The sequence below is a fragment of the Bacillus sp. F56 genome (assembly GCF_001748205.1).
Classification (GTDB): Bacteria; Bacillota; Bacilli; order Bacillales; family Bacillaceae; genus Bacillus; species Bacillus stercoris.
This window is the reverse complement of sequence record NZ_BDFC01000009.1, coordinates 109,949-131,555: the sequence shown is the minus strand read 5'-3', so window position 1 is coordinate 131,555 and position 21,607 is coordinate 109,949. Positions and strand designations below refer to the sequence as shown.

The 21,607-nt window shown below is 47.2% G+C and carries 19 protein-coding genes and 1 pseudogene; 11 read left to right on the top strand and 9 right to left on the bottom strand.

Features of this window, described 5'->3' with window-relative positions; all coding sequences use genetic code 11:
• Positions 1-14 precede the first annotated feature (14 nt).
• A complete protein-coding gene (locus BFW96_RS16180) occupies positions 15-1,193 on the top strand; it encodes a glycosyltransferase family 2 protein (protein WP_069840003.1) in 1,179 nt (392 codons plus the stop codon).
• Complete coding sequence (locus BFW96_RS16175) at positions 1,194-2,129, top strand: putative nucleotide-diphospho-sugar transferase (RefSeq protein WP_041521266.1); 936 nt, start codon at positions 1,194-1,196, stop codon at positions 2,127-2,129.
• Between the two features lie 27 nt (positions 2,130-2,156).
• Here the strand turns inward: BFW96_RS16175 and BFW96_RS16170 are convergent, their stop codons facing one another.
• From BFW96_RS16170 to bcaP, 3 genes are all read right to left on the bottom strand, one after another.
• Positions 2,157-3,386 (bottom strand): MFS transporter, encoded by a 1,230-nt coding sequence (locus BFW96_RS16170; RefSeq protein WP_069840002.1) that lies wholly within the window; start codon positions 3,384-3,386, stop codon positions 2,157-2,159.
• A 110-nt stretch (positions 3,387-3,496) separates the two neighbouring features.
• Positions 3,497-4,204, bottom strand: a complete 708-nt coding sequence (locus tag BFW96_RS16165) for a YjjG family noncanonical pyrimidine nucleotidase (RefSeq protein ID WP_069840001.1) — start codon at positions 4,202-4,204, stop codon at positions 3,497-3,499.
• 95 nt (positions 4,205-4,299) lie between these two features.
• Positions 4,300-5,685: a branched-chain amino acid transporter BcaP gene (gene bcaP / locus BFW96_RS16160; RefSeq protein WP_069840000.1), complete on the bottom strand. Its 1,386-nt coding sequence runs from the start codon at positions 5,683-5,685 to the stop codon at positions 4,300-4,302.
• Between the two features lie 249 nt (positions 5,686-5,934).
• On the opposite strand from bcaP, the gene yfmT reads away from it, so the two are divergent.
• The 7 genes and pseudogenes from yfmT to BFW96_RS21270 all read left to right on the top strand — a co-directional run bounded on the left by yfmT (position 5,935) and on the right by BFW96_RS21270 (position 13,103).
• Positions 5,935-7,392, top strand: coding sequence for a benzaldehyde dehydrogenase (gene yfmT, locus BFW96_RS16155; RefSeq protein ID WP_069839999.1), 1,458 nt, complete (start codon positions 5,935-5,937; stop codon positions 7,390-7,392).
• Positions 7,393-7,405: 13 nt separating this feature from the next.
• Positions 7,406-8,266, top strand: a complete 861-nt coding sequence (locus BFW96_RS16150; RefSeq protein WP_069839998.1) for a methyl-accepting chemotaxis protein — start codon at positions 7,406-7,408, stop codon at positions 8,264-8,266.
• 134 nt (positions 8,267-8,400) lie between these two features.
• Positions 8,401-10,290: an ABC-F family ATP-binding cassette domain-containing protein gene (locus tag BFW96_RS16145; protein WP_069839997.1), complete on the top strand. Its 1,890-nt coding sequence runs from the start codon at positions 8,401-8,403 to the stop codon at positions 10,288-10,290.
• Positions 10,291-10,412: 122 nt separating this feature from the next.
• On the top strand, positions 10,413-10,859 hold the full coding sequence (locus tag BFW96_RS16140; RefSeq protein ID WP_040083867.1) for a YfmQ family protein: 447 nt from the start codon (positions 10,413-10,415) through the stop codon (positions 10,857-10,859).
• A 124-nt stretch (positions 10,860-10,983) separates the two neighbouring features.
• The gene (locus tag BFW96_RS16135; RefSeq protein WP_040083865.1) at positions 10,984-11,406 is read left to right on the top strand and encodes a MerR family transcriptional regulator; all 423 of its coding nucleotides are present in this window, start codon (positions 10,984-10,986) and stop codon (positions 11,404-11,406) included.
• Positions 11,407-11,471: 65 nt separating this feature from the next.
• Positions 11,472-12,662 (top strand): MFS transporter, encoded by a 1,191-nt coding sequence (locus tag BFW96_RS16130; RefSeq protein ID WP_015252583.1) that lies wholly within the window; start codon positions 11,472-11,474, stop codon positions 12,660-12,662.
• A gap of 290 nt (positions 12,663-12,952) precedes the next feature.
• Positions 12,953-13,103 (top strand): annotated as a pseudogene (locus BFW96_RS21270) (hypothetical protein).
• Between the two features lie 118 nt (positions 13,104-13,221).
• On the opposite strand, the gene BFW96_RS16120 reads toward BFW96_RS21270, so the two are convergent.
• Entirely contained in the window at positions 13,222-14,778 is a 1,557-nt protein-coding gene (locus BFW96_RS16120; protein WP_014663168.1) for an ABC-F family ATP-binding cassette domain-containing protein, read from the bottom strand.
• 174 nt (positions 14,779-14,952) lie between these two features.
• Here BFW96_RS16120 and BFW96_RS16115 point away from each other — a divergent pair, with 174 nt between their 5' ends.
• Positions 14,953-16,083, top strand: a complete 1,131-nt coding sequence (locus BFW96_RS16115) for a DEAD/DEAH box helicase (protein WP_069839995.1) — start codon at positions 14,953-14,955, stop codon at positions 16,081-16,083.
• Between the two features lie 69 nt (positions 16,084-16,152).
• The gene (locus tag BFW96_RS16110) at positions 16,153-16,599 is read left to right on the top strand and encodes a GNAT family N-acetyltransferase (RefSeq protein ID WP_014663170.1); all 447 of its coding nucleotides are present in this window, start codon (positions 16,153-16,155) and stop codon (positions 16,597-16,599) included.
• Positions 16,600-16,646: 47 nt separating this feature from the next.
• On the opposite strand, the gene BFW96_RS16105 is transcribed toward BFW96_RS16110, so the two are convergent.
• The 5 genes from BFW96_RS16105 to yfmC form a co-directional block, all read right to left on the bottom strand.
• Positions 16,647-17,666, bottom strand: a complete 1,020-nt coding sequence (locus BFW96_RS16105; RefSeq protein WP_069839994.1) for an NADP-dependent oxidoreductase — start codon at positions 17,664-17,666, stop codon at positions 16,647-16,649.
• Between the two features lie 104 nt (positions 17,667-17,770).
• On the bottom strand, positions 17,771-18,571 hold the full coding sequence (gene yfmF, locus BFW96_RS16100) for a Fe(3+)-citrate ABC transporter ATP-binding protein YfmF (RefSeq protein ID WP_069839993.1): 801 nt from the start codon (positions 18,569-18,571) through the stop codon (positions 17,771-17,773).
• A 12-nt stretch (positions 18,572-18,583) separates the two neighbouring features.
• Complete coding sequence (gene yfmE, locus BFW96_RS16095) at positions 18,584-19,585, bottom strand: Fe(3+)-citrate ABC transporter permease YfmE (protein ID WP_040083856.1); 1,002 nt, start codon at positions 19,583-19,585, stop codon at positions 18,584-18,586.
• Entirely contained in the window at positions 19,582-20,583 is a 1,002-nt protein-coding gene (fecD, locus tag BFW96_RS16090) for a Fe(3+) dicitrate ABC transporter permease FecD (protein ID WP_040083854.1), read from the bottom strand. The genes yfmE and fecD overlap by 4 nt, the downstream gene beginning before the upstream one ends.
• Before the next feature lie 72 nt (positions 20,584-20,655).
• Complete coding sequence (gene yfmC / locus BFW96_RS16085; RefSeq protein ID WP_069840097.1) at positions 20,656-21,603, bottom strand: Fe(3+)-citrate ABC transporter substrate-binding protein YfmC; 948 nt, start codon at positions 21,601-21,603, stop codon at positions 20,656-20,658.
• Positions 21,604-21,607 lie beyond the last annotated feature (4 nt).

Sequence of the window (21,607 nt, the reverse complement as noted above, 5' to 3'; positions counted from 1 at the left end):
GAAGTGAAAATGAAGTGAAAGCAAGCGTTATTATTCCTGCATATAATTCAAAGGAGCGTCTTTATAACAGCCTTCTGTCATTAAACCAGCAGGAGTGCGATGAAGAATTCGAAGTCATTGTAGCGGACAATGGCTCTGAGGACGGGACGCTCTCAATGCTTGAATCATTTAAAGCGGATTTTCCGCTGATTTTTACCCGGATTAAAGAAAACAGGGGGATTGCGTACGGTCGAAATCAGGCGCTACGCAATGCCAGAGGAGATATCCTGATTTTCCATGACAGCGATATGCTTGCGGCAAAGGACCTTGTGGCAAAACATATTAAAGCTCATGAGAATGAAGAGAATCTCGTCGTGTGCGGGTTGTTTTGGAAGCGGATCTACAGTTTTTATTATGAACGATTTGAAGAAGAACATAAGGAACAGCTCGCAAAGCTCACAGATGAAATGCCGAAAAAAGACAAACAAAAGCTGCTGGAGGAAGCGGACATTAAAAACGGAAGCTTTCTTGATAAAAGCTTTGACCTTAATACCGACTTTATTGACGTGCTCAAGCAGATTTTAGATGAGTACGGAGATGATCTGGAAGGCTATCATATGCCATGGCGCTTTTTTATCACAAATAATTCCTCTGTTAAACGCAAGCATGTCGTTGATCTCGGTTTATTTGACGAAGGCATTGTGCGCTACGGGTTTGAGGATTATGATCTCGGCATCAGGCTTCATCAGGCCGGATTGACCTTCAGGCTTCGGCGCGATATTGTCAGTGTTCATCAGGAGCATCCAAGCAATTGTAAGTCTGTAGACGATATTCGGGCAAACATTGCCTATATGTGCGATAAATACAACAATATCCGGTCCTTAGACGTTCATCTCGCTTTTAATGGGCCGTTCCCGCCTGACATGACGAACAGAATCATGGATGATATTCAAAAGCTGCTGGAATCTCAGAAATATGATCTGCTGCTGAATCTATTTCTTGAGCTTCTGCATGTTGTTAAAGAGCGCAATATTGATCCGGATTGGCGAAAGAAATCCCCAAGGGTGACGGCGGAAAGCTTTGATTTACAAACTGTCCGCAAGCTTCTGCCAAAAGCGAAGAAAAAGCTAGGCGTGAACGATTTCGCCAACGCACTGTATGCGCTTGTCAACGATTTGCTGCACGTGGATCTTAGATCATTGGATGTGGTATAAGTGAGTACATTTCATTTTTCAACGATAGTGTCAAGGACACATATCTTTAAGCTCATGCCCATGATTCATTCTCTCCATGAGCATTGCGATGATTTTCATTTATATGTGCTGTGTGTCGACCAGAAAGCGTACGAATTGCTTCAGCACGTTCCATGGGAGCATGTCAGCTTTGTGCAGCTGCATGAAATGGAAGACCCGGAGCTGCTGAAAGCAAAAAGCAACAGAACGTTTCATGAATATTGCTGGACGTTAAAGCCCGCCTTTTTGTTTCATGTGATGAGCAAGTGGGATAACGCTGAATACTTTGCCCATATGGATACGGATCTATTTTTCTTTTCTGATCCGGCACGTATTTTTGCAGAAAACCCAACGGCGTCTCTGTATTTGACTGATCATCGTAATTCGCCGCGCTTCACGTCCTACTACGACCGAACCGGACGCTTTAATACAGGCTTTGTCGGTGCCGGTAATACAAAGGAAGCATATGAAGCGGTATGGCAGTGGAGACAGGACTGTATTGCATTTTGCACGGTCGAAATGGATACGGAACGAAAGACATATGGTGATCAAAGATATGTGGAGAAATGGCCGGCGCAGTTTAAAGGTGTTCATGTTGTCAAATCAATAGGAGCCAATACAGCGCTTTGGAATATCGAAAACTATAAGGTCGGGCAAAAGGACGGCCGCGTGTATATAGATGAAACGCCGCTGATTTTCTATCATTTCTCTGGGTTTACACTGGTGACAGAAAAAGAGTTTAATCTTTGCTGGTACTACCGGATTGAAGATGAAGCGACAATTGAGATGATTTATATGCCGTATATATTAAATCTGAAAAAATGGATTGATGAAATACAGTCCGCGTTTCCAGACTTTGCGGACGGATTTATCCCGAAGCATGCAGTGCCTGACACTCATTTTATCCAGCTGGATTAAAAAAACCCTGCCGCTGGGCAGGGTTTTTTAGCTATGCCATTCTCTCACCTTCTGGTCACTTGGCAATAGGAAGGCAAGGATGCCGAGGACAGGGAGAAAGGCAATGGCGATCATCGTCGGGGTCAGTCCAGCTGCATCAATCAGAGCGCCCAGCGCCACAGCGCCGATCGCGCCCATCCCGAAGGCAAGCCCGACGGTTAACCCAGACATTGTGCCGATTTTTCCAGGAACTAGTTCCTGTGCATAGACAACCGTTACGGAGAAGCTCGACATCAGAACCACGCCAATCAATGCGAGCACGCCATAGGCGAGAACCGGGCCGGCAAATGGCAGCAAAATCGCCAGCGGCGCCGAGCATAACAGCGAACCGAGGATAACGAAGCGTTTTCCAAAACGGTCTGCAAGCGGGCCGCCGAGAAACGTGCCGATCGCGCCAAACAGCAAGAAGACAAAAATATAGCTTTGTGCCTGCTGAATGCTTACGTGATATGTATCCATCGCGTAAAACGTGTAAAAGTTGCCGATCGCACTCGTATACCAGGAACGCGCAAAAATGAGAAATATAATAATAATAAGAGCAGATACAACAGATTTGGTGATGGCTGTGTTTTCAGCCGTTTTCTTTTGCTTGCTTGATTTCTGGGCGAGACTGCCAAGACGTGAGGCGTACCATTTCGCAATATACATGAGAAACATAACAGCAAGCGCGGCGACAAGCGTGAACCAAACAGCGCCGAATTGCCCGAGCGGCACAAGGATCAGCGCGGTGATCAGCGGCGCCATCGCTTGGCCTGAGTTTCCGCCCACTTGATAAATCGACTGGGCGAGTCCGCGTTTTGTGCCGGCGGCCATATACGCCACACGAGAGCCCTCCGGATGGAAAATGGCTGAGCCTAATCCAATGAAAAACACACAGCATAAGATCGTGATGAATGACGGGGCGAATGCAAGACCCAAAATGCCAAGCATGCTGGCGGTCAAACCGACTGGAAGCGCGTACGGCCGCGGCCGTTTATCGGTATACCAGCCGACGACAGGCTGCATCACGGATGACACCATGTTTAATGTGAAAGCGATGATGCCGAGCTGTGTAAACGTCAGGCTCATGGAGCGTTCCAAAATAGGAAACATGGCCGGAATCACGGCCTGCAGCGAATCGTTGAGCATATGGCAGATTCCGATAATAATCAAAATCGGATACACCGTGGTGCCGGGTTTTTGAACTGTTTTTTCTTTTAACGGGGCGGCGATAGCCAATTGAGTCTCCTCCTTACATATATAGCCAAAGCATACCATCATATTATTCATAAGGTGAAGAATTTATCAAGAGGAAAAAAGACTTTTATGAAAGAAACGCCGTCAGCCGATTAGCAGCTGACGGTATTTTCGATATTCAAAATGTGATATAGCTCTTCAAGGTTACGAATCTCATAGGTTGGGATGATCTCTGGCATATTCGGCTTCATCTCAGGGTTCATCCAGCAAGTATCAAGCCCGGCGAGCTGGCCGCCTTTAATGTCAGCAGTCAACGAATCCCCAATGATTAATGTGTGCTCTGCTGAAAATTGGGGAATCCGTTCAAACACGTAATCGAAATATTCTTTCATCGGCTTTTGGAAGCCTGTGTCTTCAGAAACGAAAATGTCCTTGAAGAACGGAAATAATCCTGAGTCACGGAGACGCTTGTATTGTGTGTTAGACACGCCGTTTGTCACGATGTACAAATCGAACTGATGCTGCAGATTTGAGATGAGAGCAAAAGCACCGTCAATGAGCTGATGTCCTTCTTCAAGAAAGCTGCGGTATTTTTGCTCAAGCAAAGCGCCGTCCGCCTCGTAACCGTACTCCTTGAGCAAAGCGGAAAAACGCGTATTCACGACTTCATCCCGTGTTATCTTTCCTTCTTCAAAGGCTCTCCAGAGACCTTGATTGATGGCTTTATACTGCGTCTTCATGTCATTTGTTAAAGGAATGTTTTGATCTTCAAACAGCAAACGGAGGGCTAAAGCTTCTGCCGCTTTAAAATCAAGGATGGTATCATCTACATCAAATAATAAAGTGCGGTATTGTTTCATCTGTGTGTCTCCCCTTCTCATATGTACTCAAAGTATAGCACATAAAAAAAGGAAAAAGCCGGCGGATGAGTGAGGCACCGCCGGCTGAAAAGAGATTATTTGTTTAATAAACTGTGTTTTCTCGAATATAGGAAGTAAACCAGCGTTCCGACAGCGATCCAGATGACAAATGAAAGCCATGTGACGCCGGGAAGGCTGTACATGAACCAGAGGCAGATGCCTGCGCTGATAATCGGCACAACCGGAACGAATGGCACTCTGAAGGACGCTTTGATTTCAGGATGTTTCTTTCTTAACACAATGACAGCAATGGAAATGACCGTAAACGCGGCAAGTGTTCCCATGTTCACCAGATGAGCCAGCGTTCCGAGGTTAATAAACCCGGCGATTCCCGCTGCAACGATCCCTGTGAGCCATGTATTGCGAAACGGCGTTTTAAATGACGGATGCACCTTTGCGAACAAGCCAGGCAGAAGGCCGTCTCTGCTCATGGCAAATGTCAAGCGGACCTGAGCGTACAGCAAAGCGAGCATCACCGTCGTAATCCCGATAATCGCACCAACAGAAATAATTCCGGCGACAGTGTCCTGTCCGACGAATTTCAGCGCGAAGGACACCGGATCTCCGACATTCAATTTGGCATAAGGCATCATGCCTGTCAGCACAAGCGATACCGCGATGTACAGAACCGTACAGACGGCTAGAGCTGAAATAATGCCGACGGGCATGTTTTTTTGTGGATTTTTCACTTCCTCTGAAGCGTTAGAAACCGCGTCAAACCCAAGGTACGCGAAGAAAACAGTGGCAGCGCTCAGAATGACGCCTTTCATCCCAAATGGCATAAAAGGTGACCAGTTGTCCGGTTTCACATAAAAGATGCCGACAATAATGAACAATAAAATGATCGCGATTTTCATCAGTACGATGACGTTGTTAAAGCGTGTGCTTTCCTTGACGCCTCTGCTGACAATCGCAGTGATGAGGAGAATGATCACTGCAGCCGGAAGATTAAATACGGCATCCGGCGTGCTTCCCGGCGCTCCTGTCAGTGCAGCCGGAAGATGGAGATTAAAGCCGGCAAGCAGCGATTGAAAGTAGGAAGACCAGCCGGTGGCAACCGCCGACAGTGCAATGACATATTCAAGCATGAGATCCCATCCGATCAAAAAGGCGAGCAGCTCTCCAAGTGTCACGTATGAGTATGAGTACACGCTCCCCGAAATCGGAATGGAAGACGAAAACTCAGCATAACAGAATGCAGCCAGCGCACAGGCGAGCCCTGCTAAAATAAACGATATGATGAGGGCGGGACCTGCACCGGTCGCTGCCACTGTTCCTGTAATGACAAAAATCCCTGTACCGATGACACAACCTATACCGAGCAAGGTTAAATCAAATGCGCTTAACGTACGGGCAAGGCTTTTTGACTTGCTCTGCGCACTCAATGTTTCAAGCGGTTTTTTTCTAAATAATGAACTCATCAAAAGTTCCTCCTGGGAATATTCAAAATATTCTAATCATTATATACAGTTCTTGTTGTATTATATTGTCGAAATTTGACGCAGTCAATAAAATATTTTTCTGCTTTAAACGATAGAAGCGAAACAGCGTTGTCGTATCATAGGATAGCAATTTTTACTAATCTAATATTCAATTTTATGCAGGATGAACCGATAGAAAAAATAGATTCGCCCATATTTTGATTTGCGGTTATAAAGGAGATGCTGACCATGTTTCAATATGAAGAGTTGAATAAACAGTATATCGGCGGGAAATGGCAGGAGGGCAGCAGCCCAAATGTATTGGAAAACAAAAATCCTTATACTCAAAAAACATTCACAACATTCCGTAAAGCGACTGCTGACGATGTAGATGAAGCGTACCGGGCAGCGGCGCTGGCGAAGAAAAAATGGGATGCGGTCAATCCGTTCGAAAAAAGATCCATTTTAGAAAAAGCCGTCACGTATATCGAAGAAAACGAAGAAGCCATTATTTATTTGATTATGGAAGAGCTTGGGGGAACAAGACTCAAAGCAGCCTTTGAAATCGGTCTTGTCAAAAACATCATAAAAGAAGCGGCAACGTTCCCTGTCCGCATGGAAGGTAAAATTCTTCCGTCCACAATAGACGGAAAGGAAAACAGATTATATCGCGTGCCGGCAGGTGTTGTCGGTGTCATCAGTCCATTTAACTTCCCATTCTTTTTATCTATGAAATCAGTGGCGCCTGCACTCGGAGCCGGCAATGGCGTTGTGTTAAAGCCGCATGAGGAAACGCCGATATGCGGCGGAACGCTGATTGCGAAAATTTTTGAGAACGCGGGAATCCCAGAGGGTCTGCTGAATGTTGTTGTCACAGACATTGCTGAAATCGGAGACAGCTTCGTTGAGCATCCAGTGCCGCGGATTATCTCATTTACCGGTTCTACGAAAGTCGGCAGCTACATCGGGCAGCTTGCGATGAAGCATTTTAAAAAGCCGCTTCTTGAGCTTGGCGGGAATAGCGCCTTCATCGTGCTTGAGGATGCAGATATAGGATATGCGGTCAACGCGGCGGTGTTCAGCCGATTTACACATCAAGGACAAATTTGCATGTCAGCCAATCGCGTGCTTGTCCATTCATCTATTTATGATAAGTTCCTTGAGCTCTATCAGGCAAAAGTGGAATCGCTGAAAGTCGGCGACCCAATGGACCCTGATACGATTATCGGGCCATTAATCAACAGCAGACAGACGGACGGGCTGATGAAGTCTGTTGAGCAAGCAATTGAAGAAGGCGCTGTACCGGTGAAGCTTGGCGGATTTAACGGGACGATTGTGGAACCGACGATCTTAAAAGACGTCAAACCGTTCATGAGCATTGCCAAGGAAGAGCTGTTCGGGCCGGTCGTCTCCTTTATGAAGTTTGATTCAGAAGACGAAGCGGTGGATATCGCAAACGAAACGCCGTTTGGATTGAGCGGTGCCGTACATACGTCAAATCTTGAGCGCGGCGTAGCTTTTGCGAAACGCATTGAAACAGGCATGATTCACGTTAATGACACGACCATTAATGATGAACCGAATGTAGCCTTCGGCGGTGAAAAGCAATCAGGCCTCGGCCGTTTGAACGGTGAGTGGAGCCTTGAAGAATTTACAACGCTGAAATGGATCTCGGTTCAGCACGAAAAACGCAGCTTCCCTTATTAATGAATAGGAGTGAATGGAATTGAGCATAAAAACGGAAAAAGAAAAGGCAGATATTCTGGACGCATTTATCAAAGTAGCCCCTTATTTAAACAGCCTGGTTCAGGATGATATTACAATCGGCATTTATGATACGGAAAAGCTGCTCGTGAACATACCGGCCAAAACCTTTTCGCTGAACGTAAAAGCCGGTGATCCACTGCAGGAAGGGGATATCATCACAGATGCCATCCGCAGCAATCAGAAGAAAACGAGCATGGTTCCGAAAGAATTGTTCGGCTTCCCGTTGATCGCCCGTGCCATCCCGCTCCACGACGAGAATGGAAGAGTCATTGGAGGCGTTGGCCTCGGTACGAGCCTTGAGGAGTCATCAAAGCTGCATGATGTGGCAGAAAGCTTATCGGCTGTTGTTGAACAAACGGCCGCGGCCATTTCCGACATTTCTGAATCAATTAACGGGTTTTCAACTCAAATGTCAGGCATTTCCTCTCAGGCGAAAAAAGTAAGCGAAAGCGCCGGTGAAATCGCCGATATTTCAGTCACTGTTAAAGGCATCTCTGACCAAAGCAATCTGCTTGGCTTGAACGCCGCGATCGAAGCGGCAAGAGCAGGGGAGTCCGGAAAAGGCTTCTCTGTCGTTGCAGATGAGATCAGAAAGCTGGCGACGCATTCAAAAGAAAATGTCGGCCAAATTGACCAGATTACGAAAAAAATCCACAGCCTGCTAAAAGGGCTGGAGGAATCCATTGAGTCAATTAATCAGCATACAGACGGACAAGCCGCTGCCGTTGAACAAATTTCCGCCACGATGCAGGAGATTTCAGGAAGCGCGCAGCATCTTGCAAAAATGGCAGAAAAAGCGCTTGAGGAAGAGTAAGAGACCGGGGACAAACGTCCCCGGTCTTTTTCTTATCCCGCATTTCCATGAAATTCGTCTGACGTTTTACTAGTTTTATTCCAGCGGCTGATTTAAAATGTACACATGAACTTACGTGAGGATTGATAGGAACCATGAGCATATTAAAAGCGGAAAATCTTTATAAAACATACGGAGATAAAACATTATTCGACCATATCTCCTTTCATATTGAAGAGAATGAGAGAATCGGATTAATCGGGCCGAACGGAACAGGAAAATCAACGCTGCTGAAAGTGATTGCCGGCCTGGAATCTATCGAAGAAGGAGAAATCACGAAATCCGGAAGCGTGCACGTGGAATTTCTTCATCAAGACCCTGAGCTGCCCGCGGGGCAAACAGTACTGGAGCATATCTATTCCGGTGAATCGGCTGTGATGAAAACCTTGCGTGAATATGAAAAAGCGTTGCATGAATTGGGGAAAGATCCCGAAAATGAACAGCGCCAGAAACACCTGCTGGCAGCGCAGGCGAAAATGGACGCGAACAACGCATGGGATGCAAACACCCTGGCAAAAACCGTACTGACTAAGCTGGGTGTCAGCGATGTAACAAAGCCGGTCAACGAGCTCTCAGGGGGCCAGAAAAAACGGGTAGCCATTGCCAAAAACTTAATTCAGCCCGCTGATCTGCTCATTTTGGACGAGCCGACAAACCATTTGGATAATGAAACGATTGAGTGGCTTGAAGGATATTTAAGCCAATATCCCGGCTCTGTTATGCTGGTCACGCACGATAGATATTTCTTAAACCGTGTCACGAACCGCATTTATGAGCTAGAACGAGGCAGCCTCTACACGTATAAAGGCAACTATGAAGTGTTTTTAGAAAAACGAGCGGAACGGGAAGCGCAGGCTGAGCAAAAGGAAACGAAGCGGCAAAACCTGCTGCGCCGTGAACTGGCTTGGCTCAGACGAGGAGCGAAAGCCCGATCCACAAAACAAAAGGCGAGAATTGACCGGGTAGAAGCGCTTAAAGAGCAGAAAGGCCCTCAGTCATCGGGTTCACTCGATTTTGCGATTGGCTCGCACCGTCTCGGCAAACAGGTCATTGAAGCGGAGAACGTCATGATCGCTTATGACGGCCGCATGCTCGTCGACCGCTTTAATGAACTTGTCATACCGGGTGAACGGATCGGAATCATCGGGCCGAACGGCATCGGGAAAACAACGCTGTTAAACACCCTTGCCGGCCGTCATACGCCGGACGGAGGCGATATTACGATCGGACAGACGGTCAGAATCGGCTACTATACCCAGGATCATAGTGAAATGAATGGTGAGTTAAAGGTCATTGACTATATAAAAGAAACGGCGGAGGTCGTAAAAACAGTAGATGGCGATATCATTACAGCTGAACAAATGCTGGAGCGTTTCCTCTTCCCGCGTTCAATGCAGCAGACGTATATCCGCAAGCTGTCCGGCGGGGAAAAACGCCGTTTATACTTGCTACAGGTTCTCATGCAGGAGCCGAATGTCCTGTTTCTCGATGAGCCGACGAACGATTTGGATACTGAAACATTAAGCGTTCTTGAGGATTACATCGACCAATTCCCTGGCGTCGTCATTACCGTATCCCATGACCGCTATTTCCTTGACCGCGTCGTCGACCGTTTGATTGTGTTTGAAGGAAATGGTGTCATTTCCCGCTTCCAAGGCTCCTACAGCGATTATATGGAAGAGTCAAAAGCGAAAAAAACAACTGAAAAATCGGCTGCTGAAGCAAAACCGGCTGAAGCCGAGCCAAAGAAAAAACGGAAAAAGCTTTCTTACAAAGACCAGCTGGAATGGGACGGCATCGAAGATAAAATTGCTCAGCTGGAAGAAAAACATGAACAGCTCGAAGCTGACATCGCCGCAGCAGGCAGTGATTTTGGCAAAATCCAAGAGCTGATGGCCGAGCAGGCGAAAACGGCGGAAGAGCTTGAGGCTGCGATGGACCGCTGGACAGAATTGTCCCTCATGATCGAAGAACTGGAAAGCTAAAAAGCGTGGCCTCAGCAGGCCGCGCTTTTTTTCACATAATGTACAAAAACGAATCGGCCTGCTTATGATAGGATGGAATTGTGTGTCAGCGGCACATGGAAAACTAACGGAGATGATGAAGTATGACATGGGCGATCGTGATGTTAATTCTCATGAGTCTGGTGAAAATCGTATTAACCTGTCTTCCTACAGGCGTCATAGAATGGCTGCTCAGCAAATTTGAAGTGCACGCCAAGCTTAGTGATGAAAATGCGAGCCTCTCTCTAGACGGAAAACGTCTCGAGGGTACAGAGAAGCAGAAAGTGATTGATCAATTTAACGAAGCTGTCTTCCTGGAGAAATATTATATTTACCCAGGTGACGAAGAGCGTTATTTATATCCGGAAAACGGCGGCACGCCGCTGGTGATAGATACGAAAAAAGGCAAACATGATGTGAGGCTGTTTGTATACCGCTACGACGACCATATCGACGTCGTAAAACAGTACAAGAAGAAAGTGATCGCGTATCGAGTGCTTTCAGAAAGCCTTCAAAAAGAGTCTCTGTCACTGGCGGGAAGTTTAGCTTAAACAGGAAAGTGAAAGACGGGTGCTTTATGCTGCTCGTCTTTTTTATTGCTTTTTAAAAGTTAACGTTTACGTTAAGGTTCAAAAGGTGTATAATGGTAACAGAAACGGCGAAGGGGGATTTACCTTGGAATGGATGAAGATTGATCAAGTGGCCAAAAGAAGCGGGCTGACAAAGCGGACTATCCGGTTTTATGAAGAAATCGGTTTGATTCCGGCGCCGAAACGGACAGACGGCGGTGTAAGGCTTTATTCAGAGGATGATATGGAGGAGCTTGAGAAAGTCATCAGCACAAAAGAGGTGCTCGGTTTTTCCCTTCAGGAGCTTCAGCATTTCATGGAAACCAGCCGTCAGCTAGAGTTAAACAAAGAGGGGTATTTGTTGTCACTGGATCCTAAGGAACGGAAAGAAAAACTGGAGGAAATTCAGGAAACCCTGAATCACCAGCTGGGTTTGATTGATGAGAAAATCCGCACATTCCAAAGCTTTAAAGAACATCTGCAGGGCATGAAAGAAAAAGCGGAACGTGGCATTCAATCAATCGAATGAAAAGTTTGTTAAACGCTATTTTTGTAGCGTTTCTTTTAATGGAATAAAAATGGAGGTCAGGTCAAATGGATAAAACAAAACAAGTGAATCAGAAAACAGGCTTGCTCAGCCAGCCGAAAGCGGTATGGGCTGTCGCGTTTGCCTGTGTGATTTCTTTTATGGGAATCGGGCTGGTCGATCCAATTCTTCCGGCAATTGCCGCACAATTACATGCTTCACCTAGTGAAGTATCACTCTTGTTTACAAGTTATTTGCTTGTTACCGGATTTATGATGTTTTTCTCAGGAGCCATTTCCAGCCGCATCGGCGCGAAATGGACATTAATTCTCGGACTTATTTTTATTATTGTGTTTGCGGGGCTTGGCGGCAGCTCAAGTTCAATTGCTCAGTTAGTCGGCTATCGCGGCGGCTGGGGATTAGGTAATGCTTTGTTTATCTCCACAGCGCTTGCGGTTATCGTCGGCGTGTCAGTCGGTGGAAGCGCCCAAGCGATTATTTTGTATGAGGCTGCGCTCGGTCTTGGGATTTCTGTCGGACCGCTTGCAGGCGGAGAGCTTGGAAGCATTTCATGGCGGGCACCGTTTTTCGGGGTATCTGTCCTGATGTTTATTGCGTTAATCGCGATTTCTTTCATGCTGCCGAAATTGCCGAAACCGGCGAAACGCGTCGGTGTGTTTGATGCGATGAAGGCGCTCAAATATAAAGGGCTGCTGACGATGGCGGTATCTGCGTTCTTATACAACTTTGGATTTTTTATTTTGCTTGCTTATTCTCCGTTCGTACTGGATTTAGATGAACATGGTCTTGGGTATGTCTTCTTCGGCTGGGGCCTTCTGCTGGCGATTACGTCAGTCTTTACGGCGCCGCTCGTGCACAAAGCGCTGGGCACAGTGCGTTCGCTCGTCGTTCTCTTTATCGCCTTTGCGGCCATTCTCGTTATTATGGGGATCTGGACAGACCATCAGACTTTGATTATTACATGTATCGTTGTCGCTGGTGCTGTCCTTGGTATGGTGAATACGATCATGACAACCGCTGTGATGGGTTCTGCGCCGGTTGAACGCTCAATCGCGTCTTCAGCCTACAGCTCAGTCCGCTTCATCGGCGGCGCACTCGCTCCGTGGATTGCGGGAATGCTGTCAGAACACTTCACCGCAAGCACACCATATACAGTCGGCGGTATCGTCGTTTTTGTCGGCATGCTTGTCCTTCTCATGGGACGTAAACATCTTGCCGGGATTAAGGCGGGGCATTAATAAAGAAAGACACTGCGCATATGCAGTGTCTTTTTATTCGTTATAATGGCATCATAATCGAATTGGTGCAGGAAAGGAAAGTCTTTATGACACAATTTTACTACTTAACAGCTAAAACCCCTTTAGAAACCGGTTTTTTCGGTCAGCAAGAACGGCGTTCGCGGAAAGGGCATCCACTTCGGTCAGGCATTGATGCGGCTGGGATTTATCTTGTAGAAGCTGAGAATGTGTCCGTTTATTTACGATTGCCATTTCAAGTGATGGTTCATGCTGTAGAGGGGACGTTTGCCATGAAGGCAAAGCCTGACGAATATGATCAGAAATGTTTAGAAACGCTCTATCAATACATTCACAGCGTCATGAAAAACAGCTTTTCTGTAGAGTGGTTCACCGCTTGGGCTGATGAGGAAGACTTTGAATTGTCTGCCAAAAGAGAACTGACACTTGATGAATTCACATCGCCATTGCAGCTCATTTTAAAAGACAGAGAGCTTTTGAGAATCGTTCAGAAAAAATGGCAGTAAAAAACCCGCCCTGCAGCAGGCGGGTTTTCTTCGGTTTAAAGCACTTTCGTCGTCCAAGACTCGCAGTTCCATGTCTCTGTCGCGATATCCATATAAAACTCTGGCTCGTGGGAAATAAGCAGAATCGAGCCTTTGTATTCTTTGAGGGCGCGCTTGAGCTCTTCCTTGGCATCGACATCCAAGTGATTTGTCGGCTCATCGAGCACTAACAGGTTTGTTTCCGAATTGATTAGCTTGCACAATCTGACTTTCGCTTTTTCGCCTCCGCTTAATACGGAGACGCGGCTTTCGATATGCTTTGTCGTCAGTCCGCATTTTGCCAGTGCGGCACGGATTTCATACTGCGTATAAGAAGGGAATTCGCTCCATACCTCTTCGATGCACGTATTGTTATTTGTTTCCTTGACCTCTTGCTCGAAATAGCCGGTATAGATGTGCTCGCCGCGTTCAACCGAACCTTCGAGCGGCTGGATCTCGCCAAGCAAACTTTTTAGCAATGTCGTTTTTCCGATTCCGTTTGCGCCGTATAGGGCGATTTTTTGGCCGCGCTCCATGCGGAGGTTCAGCGGACGGGACAGCGGGGAATCGTAACCGATCACGAGATCCTTCGTTTCGAAAATCAGCTTGCCTGACGTTCTCGCCGGCTTGAAGTGGAATTCCGGCTTTGGCTTTTCTGCCGCAAGCTCGATCATATCCATCTTATCGAGTTTCTTTTGGCGGGACATCGCCATGTTTCTCGTGCTGACACGCGCTTTGTTGCGGGCAACGAAATCCTTCAGCTCTGCGACTTCCTGCTGCTGCTTTTTGTAGGCCGCTTCAAGCTGCTGTTTCTTCACCTCGTAGACTTCCATAAACTGATGGTAGTCGCCGACATAGCGAGTCAGCTCTTGATTTTCAACGTGATAAATCAGGTTGATGACGCTATTTAAGAAGGGAATATCGTGGGAAATCAGGATGAACGCGTTCTCGTATTCCTGCAAGTAGCGTTTCAGCCATTCAATATGCTGTTCATCAAGATAGTTGGTCGGCTCATCGAGAAGCAGAATTTCCGGCTTTTCAAGAAGAAGCTTAGCGAGAAGGACCTTTGTGCGCTGTCCGCCGCTTAGATCAGTGACATCACGCTCTAAACCGATATCGCTCAAGCCGAGGCCGCGGGCGATTTCTTCCACTTTGGAATCAATAACATAAAAATCATTGTTCGTCAGCGCGTCTTGAATCACGCCGACTTCTTCAAGCAGCTTCTCGAGTTCGTCGGGATCAGCTTCACCCATTTTGTTGTAAATCTCGTTCATTTCCTCTTCCATCGCAAATAAATAATGGAACGCGTCTTTCAGGACGTCACGAATGGATTTTCCTTTTTCAAGCACGGTATGCTGGTCAAGATAGCCGACACGGACATTTTTTGACCACTCGACTTTTCCCTCATCAGGTTCAAGCTTTCCGGTAATAATATTCATGAAGGTTGATTTTCCTTCACCGTTTGCGCCGATCAGCCCCACGTGCTCGCCTTTTAACAGGCGGAAGGAGACGTTATTAAAAATGGCCCGGTCACCGAAGCCGTGGCTTAAATCCTTTACAGATAAAATACTCATGTTTACACCTCTATCGTTTATCAAACACGCTCAATCGGCGTGTAATATTCACCCTTTTGATTATAAAGGAGGATTCGGAATGTTGAAAGGTATAGGAAAGAAAAAGAAAAATTGCGTTCCGGGCGAGGTTTTGAGATACTATGGAATAGATTTCAGGAATTGAGGAGAACAAAAATGACGCAAACTTGGCCATTTTTACATAATGCACAATCATTTATACAAGAGAATTGGAAGGCTTCCGGCTTTCAAAAGCCAACTCCTGTACAGGAGCAGGCTGCCCAGCTGATCATGGACGGAAAGGATGTCATCGCGGAATCGCCGACAGGCACAGGGAAGACGCTGGCGTATGCGCTGCCGGTCTTGGAGCGGATCAAGCCGGACCAGAAGCATCCGCAGGCAGTCATTTTAGCGCCTTCGCGTGAGCTGGTCATGCAGATTTTTCAAGTGATTCAGGATTGGAAAGCGGGCTCAGAGCTGCGCGCCGCTTCCTTAATCGGCGGGGCGAATGTGAAGAAGCAGGTTGAAAAGCTGAAAAAACACCCGCATATCATCGTCGGCACGCCGGGCAGGGTATTTGAACTGATTAAAGCAAAAAAACTCAAAATGCATGAAGTGAAAACGATCGTGCTTGATGAAACGGATCAGCTCGTCCTGCCGGAGCATCGCGAAACGATTAAGCAAATCATTAAGACAACATTGAGAGAGCGCCAGCTTCTTTGTTTCTCAGCCACCCTCAAAAAGGAAACAGAGGATGTGCTCCGCGAATTGGCGCAAGAGCCTGAGGTGTTGAAGGTGCAGCGAAGCAAGACGGAAGCTGGGAAAGTGAAGCATCAATATCTCATTTGCGATCAGCGTGACAAAGTAAAGCTGCTGCAAAAGCTGTCAAGGCTTGAAGGCATGCAGGCGCTCGTATTTGTGAGAGACATCGGCAACCTGAGTGTATATGCGGAAAAGCTGGCATATCACCACGTTGAACTCGGCGTTTTGCACAGCGAAGCGAAAAAAATGGAGCGGGCTAAAATCATTGCCGCATTCGAAGACGGAGAGTTCCCGCTTTTATTGGCGACTGACATTGCCGCACGCGGCTTAGACATTGAAAACCTGCCATACGTGATTCATGCTGATATTCCTGATGAAGATGGCTATGTACACAGATCAGGACGAACAGGCCGGGCCGGAAAAGAAGGCAACGTGCTGAGCCTTGTGACAAAATTGGAGGAATCAAAGCTGAAAAAAACGGCGAAGAAGCTTGGTGTTGAGCTGAGTGAAGCTGTGTATGCAGGCGGAAAACTGAAGACGAAATAAAAAGGAGGGCGAAAAGCCCTTCTTTTTTGTTGTAAAATAATAGAAAAGGTTTCGCGCGGAGGTGGGAAGATGGCTTCAATAGACAGGTTTCAAGCAGTGAAAGAGCCAGAGCTTAAAATCCTTGAACACTGGTTTGAAAATGAGGATACCAGGCGGAGAATGGATGGGATGCTGCCATTAGATGAGTGGTATGCACGAGTAAATAAAGATGAACACGATACCATCATCATGGCGTATGATGGGCAGCTGCCGGCAGGAATGGCCGTTATTGAGTTCGGGGAGGAGCGGACGTATATTGGATTGATCGTCAATCCTTTGTACCGGCTTCAAGGGTACGGAAAACGGATATTACAAAAGCTGCTGACCGAACCTGATTTTACTAAAGTGCGGGAATGGGTGGCATGCATCGAAGAAGACAATCGAATCAGTTTAGCCTGCTTTCAGGCAGCAGGGTTCATTTTGGAGGATACGAAACCAGATGAAGATGGTTTTCTTACGCTGATTTTTCGCAGCTGACCTCAATAAACACAAAAGGAGGGCAAAAAGCCCTCCCGTTTTTATCTTCAGCTCGGGTCGCTGACCTTGATCAGCTGTTTCCCTTTATTTTCTCCCTTAAATAAGCCGAGAAACGCGTCAGGAATATTTTCGAAGCCTTCTATGATGGTTTCCTCGTAATGGAGTTTACCAGCCTTCAGCCATTCGGCCAGCTGTTTTGCTCCCTCAGGAAAACGATCGGAGTAGTCGCTGACAATAAAGCCTTGCATCAGTGACTTGGTTTTAATCAGCTTTGATTGCACACGCGGGCCCATGTCATCTGCTTCGCTTTCTGCATTGTAGGAAGAAATGGCGCCGCACACCGGAATGCGGGCAAATTCATTGAGCAGATTCATAACCGCGTCTGAAATCGGTCCGCCGACATTGTCAAAATACACGTCGACACCATCAGGACAAGCGTCTTCAAGCGCTTTTTGGATATCATCCGCTGTTTTGTAATTGATGGCTTCGTCAAACTGAAGCTTCTGTTTTAAATAGTCGATTTTTTCATCAGAGCCCGCGATACCGACAACTCGTGTGCCTTTGATTTTGGCAATTTGCCCGACTGTTGAACCGACGGCTCCCGCAGCTCCGGAGACAACCACGGTTTCGCCTTCCTTCGGGCGCCCGATGTCCAGCAATCCGAAGTATGCCGTCAAGCCGGTCATCCCCAAAATGCCGAGATAGGCAGAAGCGGGAGCAAGGCTTGTATCAATTTTTCGCAAGGCAGACTCGCTTACCGCGGAACATTCCTGCCAGCTAAGGTTTCCGATGACGATATCGCCTTTTTTCAGATGATTCCCGTCTGACACAACTTCAGCGATAACCCCGCCAGAAAGCGCTTCATTTAAAGCGAATGGCTCAACATATGACTTCGTATCCTGCATACGGCCGCGCATATAGGGGTCAACCGATATATATAGCGTTTTGACAAGCACTTCCCCTTGCTTCGGTTCAGGAACCGGAACGGTTTCAAAGCGAAAGTCTTCATGAACAGGAACACCTTGCGGACGTCTTGCTAATTGAATTTGCTGCTGAGATGCTGTCATTTTCATCCTCCTATCACTTGGTTGACACCACTGTAACATGGACAGGAGAGGAAATACAAAAGGTAAGCTGGCAAAATAAAAAGGAGAGGATCTACCTCTCCTTTTCATTTCGCCCGTAATTTCGGGCACAGTCCCGTCGGCAGGCACATTGGCTTCTGGTCGATCGGGCTTCTCATGATGCAGCATTCCAAGCCGAAGACTTCACGGAAAAATGGCTGGGTAAATACATCTTCCGGCGTTCCGGCATTATATATTTTTCCATCCAGCACACTGATCAGATAGTCAGCATATTGAGCGGCTTGGTTTAAATCATGGAGCACCATGACAATGGTGCGGCCATGATCGCGGTTCAGCTTTTTCAGCAGCTCAAGCACTTCAATTTGATGTGAAATGTCTAAGTACGTGGTCGGCTCATCAAGCAAAAGCAAATCGGTTCCTTGCGCAAGTGCCATGGAAATCCAAGCTCTTTGTCTTTGGCCGCCAGAGAGGGCGTCCAGCGTCCGCTCCTTCAGCTCGATCATTCCCGTTGCGTTCAGCGCCCACTCTACCATGTCGTGATCCTCTTGGGTATGCTTGGATAACAGCTTTTTGTGAGGATGTCTGCCAAAATAGCATAATTCCTCTACCGTTAATCCTTCAGGAGCCTGAGGAGATTGTGGAAGAATGGCCAGTTTTTTTGCGACTTCTTTTGACGGCTGGCGGTGGATGTCTTTTCCTTCTAATAGCACTGTACCGCTTTTCGGGGCCATCAGCCTGGCGAGCGATTTGAGGATTGTTGATTTACCGCAGCCATTGGCGCCGATGAGCGCAGTGATTTTTCCTTCTTCTATCTTTAAGTCGACTCCGTCAATAATCACTGTACTGTCATATGAAAGAGTGAGCTGGTCTGCAGCCAGTTTTCCCATGGTATCCTCTCCCTACTGTTTCCTCGCTTCGAATTTCAATAAATATAAGAAATAAGGCGCGCCGATCACGGCTGTCAGTATTCCGGCAGGTATTTCAACCGGGGGCATGAGGCCGCGCCCTAGAGTATCTGCAATTAATAATATAATAGCACCAATCAATGCCGATGCAGGCAGTAAATATTTAGCTTTTTCTCCGGCAAGCCGTCTGGCAATATGCGGTGCAAGCAAGCCGATAAAACCGATTGAGCCGACGACGGCTACACAGCTTCCCGCCAGCGCAACCGCGGTGAAAATCAGGATGAATCTCAGCCGGTTTGCGTTTTCTCCGAGACCCTGTGCAAGCTCATCACCGAGTGACATAAGATCCAGCTTCGGTATGAGAATGCAGACGATCGGAAAAAGAATCAAAAGCCATGGCGCAAGCAGCTTGACTTCTTCCCAGTTTCTTCCCCAGAGGCTGCCTGTCAGCCAAATGAGTGCAGCATTCACGTCGCCCGGAAACTTGACCATCATATATTGCATTCCGGCGTGGCAGACCGCGCCTAAGGCAATGCCTGATAAAGCCAGTGAAGAGGGCTGAATGCTCTTTTTTCGGGCTATCATTAACAATAGTACAGCAATAATGGCTGCTCCGGCAAATGCGGAGAACGGAAGCACGTATACCGGCGACTCAGGAAAGATGAGAATCACAGCCATCGCCGCAAGTCCGGACCCTTTTGAAATGCCGACAACGTCCGGGGAAGCGAGCGGATTTCGGATCACGCCCTGTAAAATCGCTCCGGCAGCGGCAAGACCTGCACCGGCCAAAATCGCTAAGATAATGCGGGGAAGCCGATATTGCTGAATGATAAATTCAAAGGAATGATCCAGACCCAGCAAATTCGTCACCACCGCCTCAGGTGAAATGTATAATGCACCGATTCCGATGCTGATGACGGACAGAACGATCAAAATCACGGCCAATATGAGTATCGCCAGCAAGGGGCGTTTTTGTTTTCTGGTTGTTTTCTTCATTTCAGGTGTCGCCCTTTCCTTGCCAAATATAAGAAAAACGGCGTTCCGATAATCGCGGTGACAATGCCGACCGGTGATTCATAAGGAAATGCAATCCATCTGGCCAGAACATCTGCGTACACCAGCAAAATGGCACCGAACAGTGCAGAAAACGGAAGCACGTATTGATAATGTTCTCCGATCAGCTTGCGGACAATATGCGGGACGAGCAGCCCGACAAAGCCAATCGGCCCGGCGACGGCTACGGAAGCGCCGGAAAGGATTAAAATAATCAAACTGATCAGAATCCGGATGCCGTTCATATTTTGTCCAAGCCCTTTTGCTGTTTCGTCTCCGAGGCCGAGAACAGAAATAGAACCGGAAAATACGAGAGCAAGCCCGATGCCAATGACAGAAAACGGAGCGATGGTCAAGACGTCCTGCCAGTTGCTGCCGTCGATTGCGCCTGTCATCCAGTACAGAACATCCTCACCTGACTCATTTAAAATAATGATGGCCTGTGTCATGGAGGAGAGGAATAAGTGCACGGCCATTCCTGACAGCGCCAGTTTGACAGGTGTCATGCCGCCGGATGAGGCAATCATATACACAATCGCACCGCCTGCCGCCGCACCCGCAAAAGCGAAAAGAACAGAAGAATAGGGCGATGCCGGCAGAATGACGAGAGAAGCAACGACAAAAAGCGATGCACCCGCATTCACACCGAAAATTTGGGGTGAAGCCAGAGGGTTTCTCGTCATAGCCTGCATTAGCGCCCCTGCTACAGCTAGGCTGGCGCCGACAAAAACGCCGATTAATGTGCGGGGAAGGCGAAGAGTAGAGATGATGAGCTGTTCCTTTGAACCGTCCCATACAAAAAGATATTTCAATGAATCTATGATGCCGATGTCTGAGGCTCCTACTGAAAGATTCAGCCCAAGCCCAAATATAAAAATGATCAGTGCAATGATGAACATCATCAGTCTTGATGATGAGCGCCGTTTGGCTGAATGATACAACAGTCTCACTTCCTTACTGCGTCTGGTTGCAAAAACGAAGAAGCAAGGATTTCCCCTCGCTTCTCATTTGTCCTATTTATTATACACTTTTTTAAGCACATCTTTGGCGCTTGTTTCACTAGACTTGATGCCTCTGAATCTTGTCCAAGTGTCACGGTCCGCATCATAGACTTGTCCATTTTTCACCGCTTTGAGATTTTTCCAGAGCGGGTTCGTTTTCCACTCGTCTACAATGGTCTTGCCTTCGTTGGCTGAGATGAACAAAATATCAGGATCGATTTTGCTCAATTGCTCGAGGCTGACCTCTTGATAGGCGTTATCTGACTTCACAGCGTGTGTAAAGCCGAGCATTTTAAAGATTTCTCCGTCATAGGATGATGATGTATGAAGCTGGAAGGAATCCGCTCTTGCAACGCCGAGAACGATGTTGCGGTTTTCATCTTTCGGAAGTTCGGCTTTCAGGCCGTTGATGACTTTTTTGTGATCGGAAAGCTTTTCTTTTCCTTCATCTTCTTTATTTAATGCTTTTGCAATGGTTGTAAAGCTGTCGATGGTTTCGTCATATGTCGCTTCACGGCTTTTTAATTCAATCGTCGGGGCGATTTGTTTCAGCTGTTTATAAATGTTTTTATGGCGCTCAGCGTCAGCGATGATTAAATCAGGCTTTAAGGAACTGATGACCTCAAGATTCGGTTCGCTGCGTGTGCCTACAGATGTGTAATCAATGGAGCTGCCGACAAGCTTTTTAATCATATCTTTTTTGTTGTCATCGGCGATGCCCACCGGCGTAATGCCGAGATTGTGAACGGCATCCAAGAATGAAAGCTCAAGCACAACCATCCGCTTAGGTGTGCCGCTTATTGTCGTTTTTCCTTCTTCGTCATGGATCACTCTGGAATCCTTAGACTTGCTTCCGCTGCTTCCGTTGTTATTCTGGCTTGATGAACAGCCGGATACAATGAGGCAGGCGAGCAATAAAACACTCATGATGGCAATCAACTTGTTAGAATAGGTGCGCATGTCA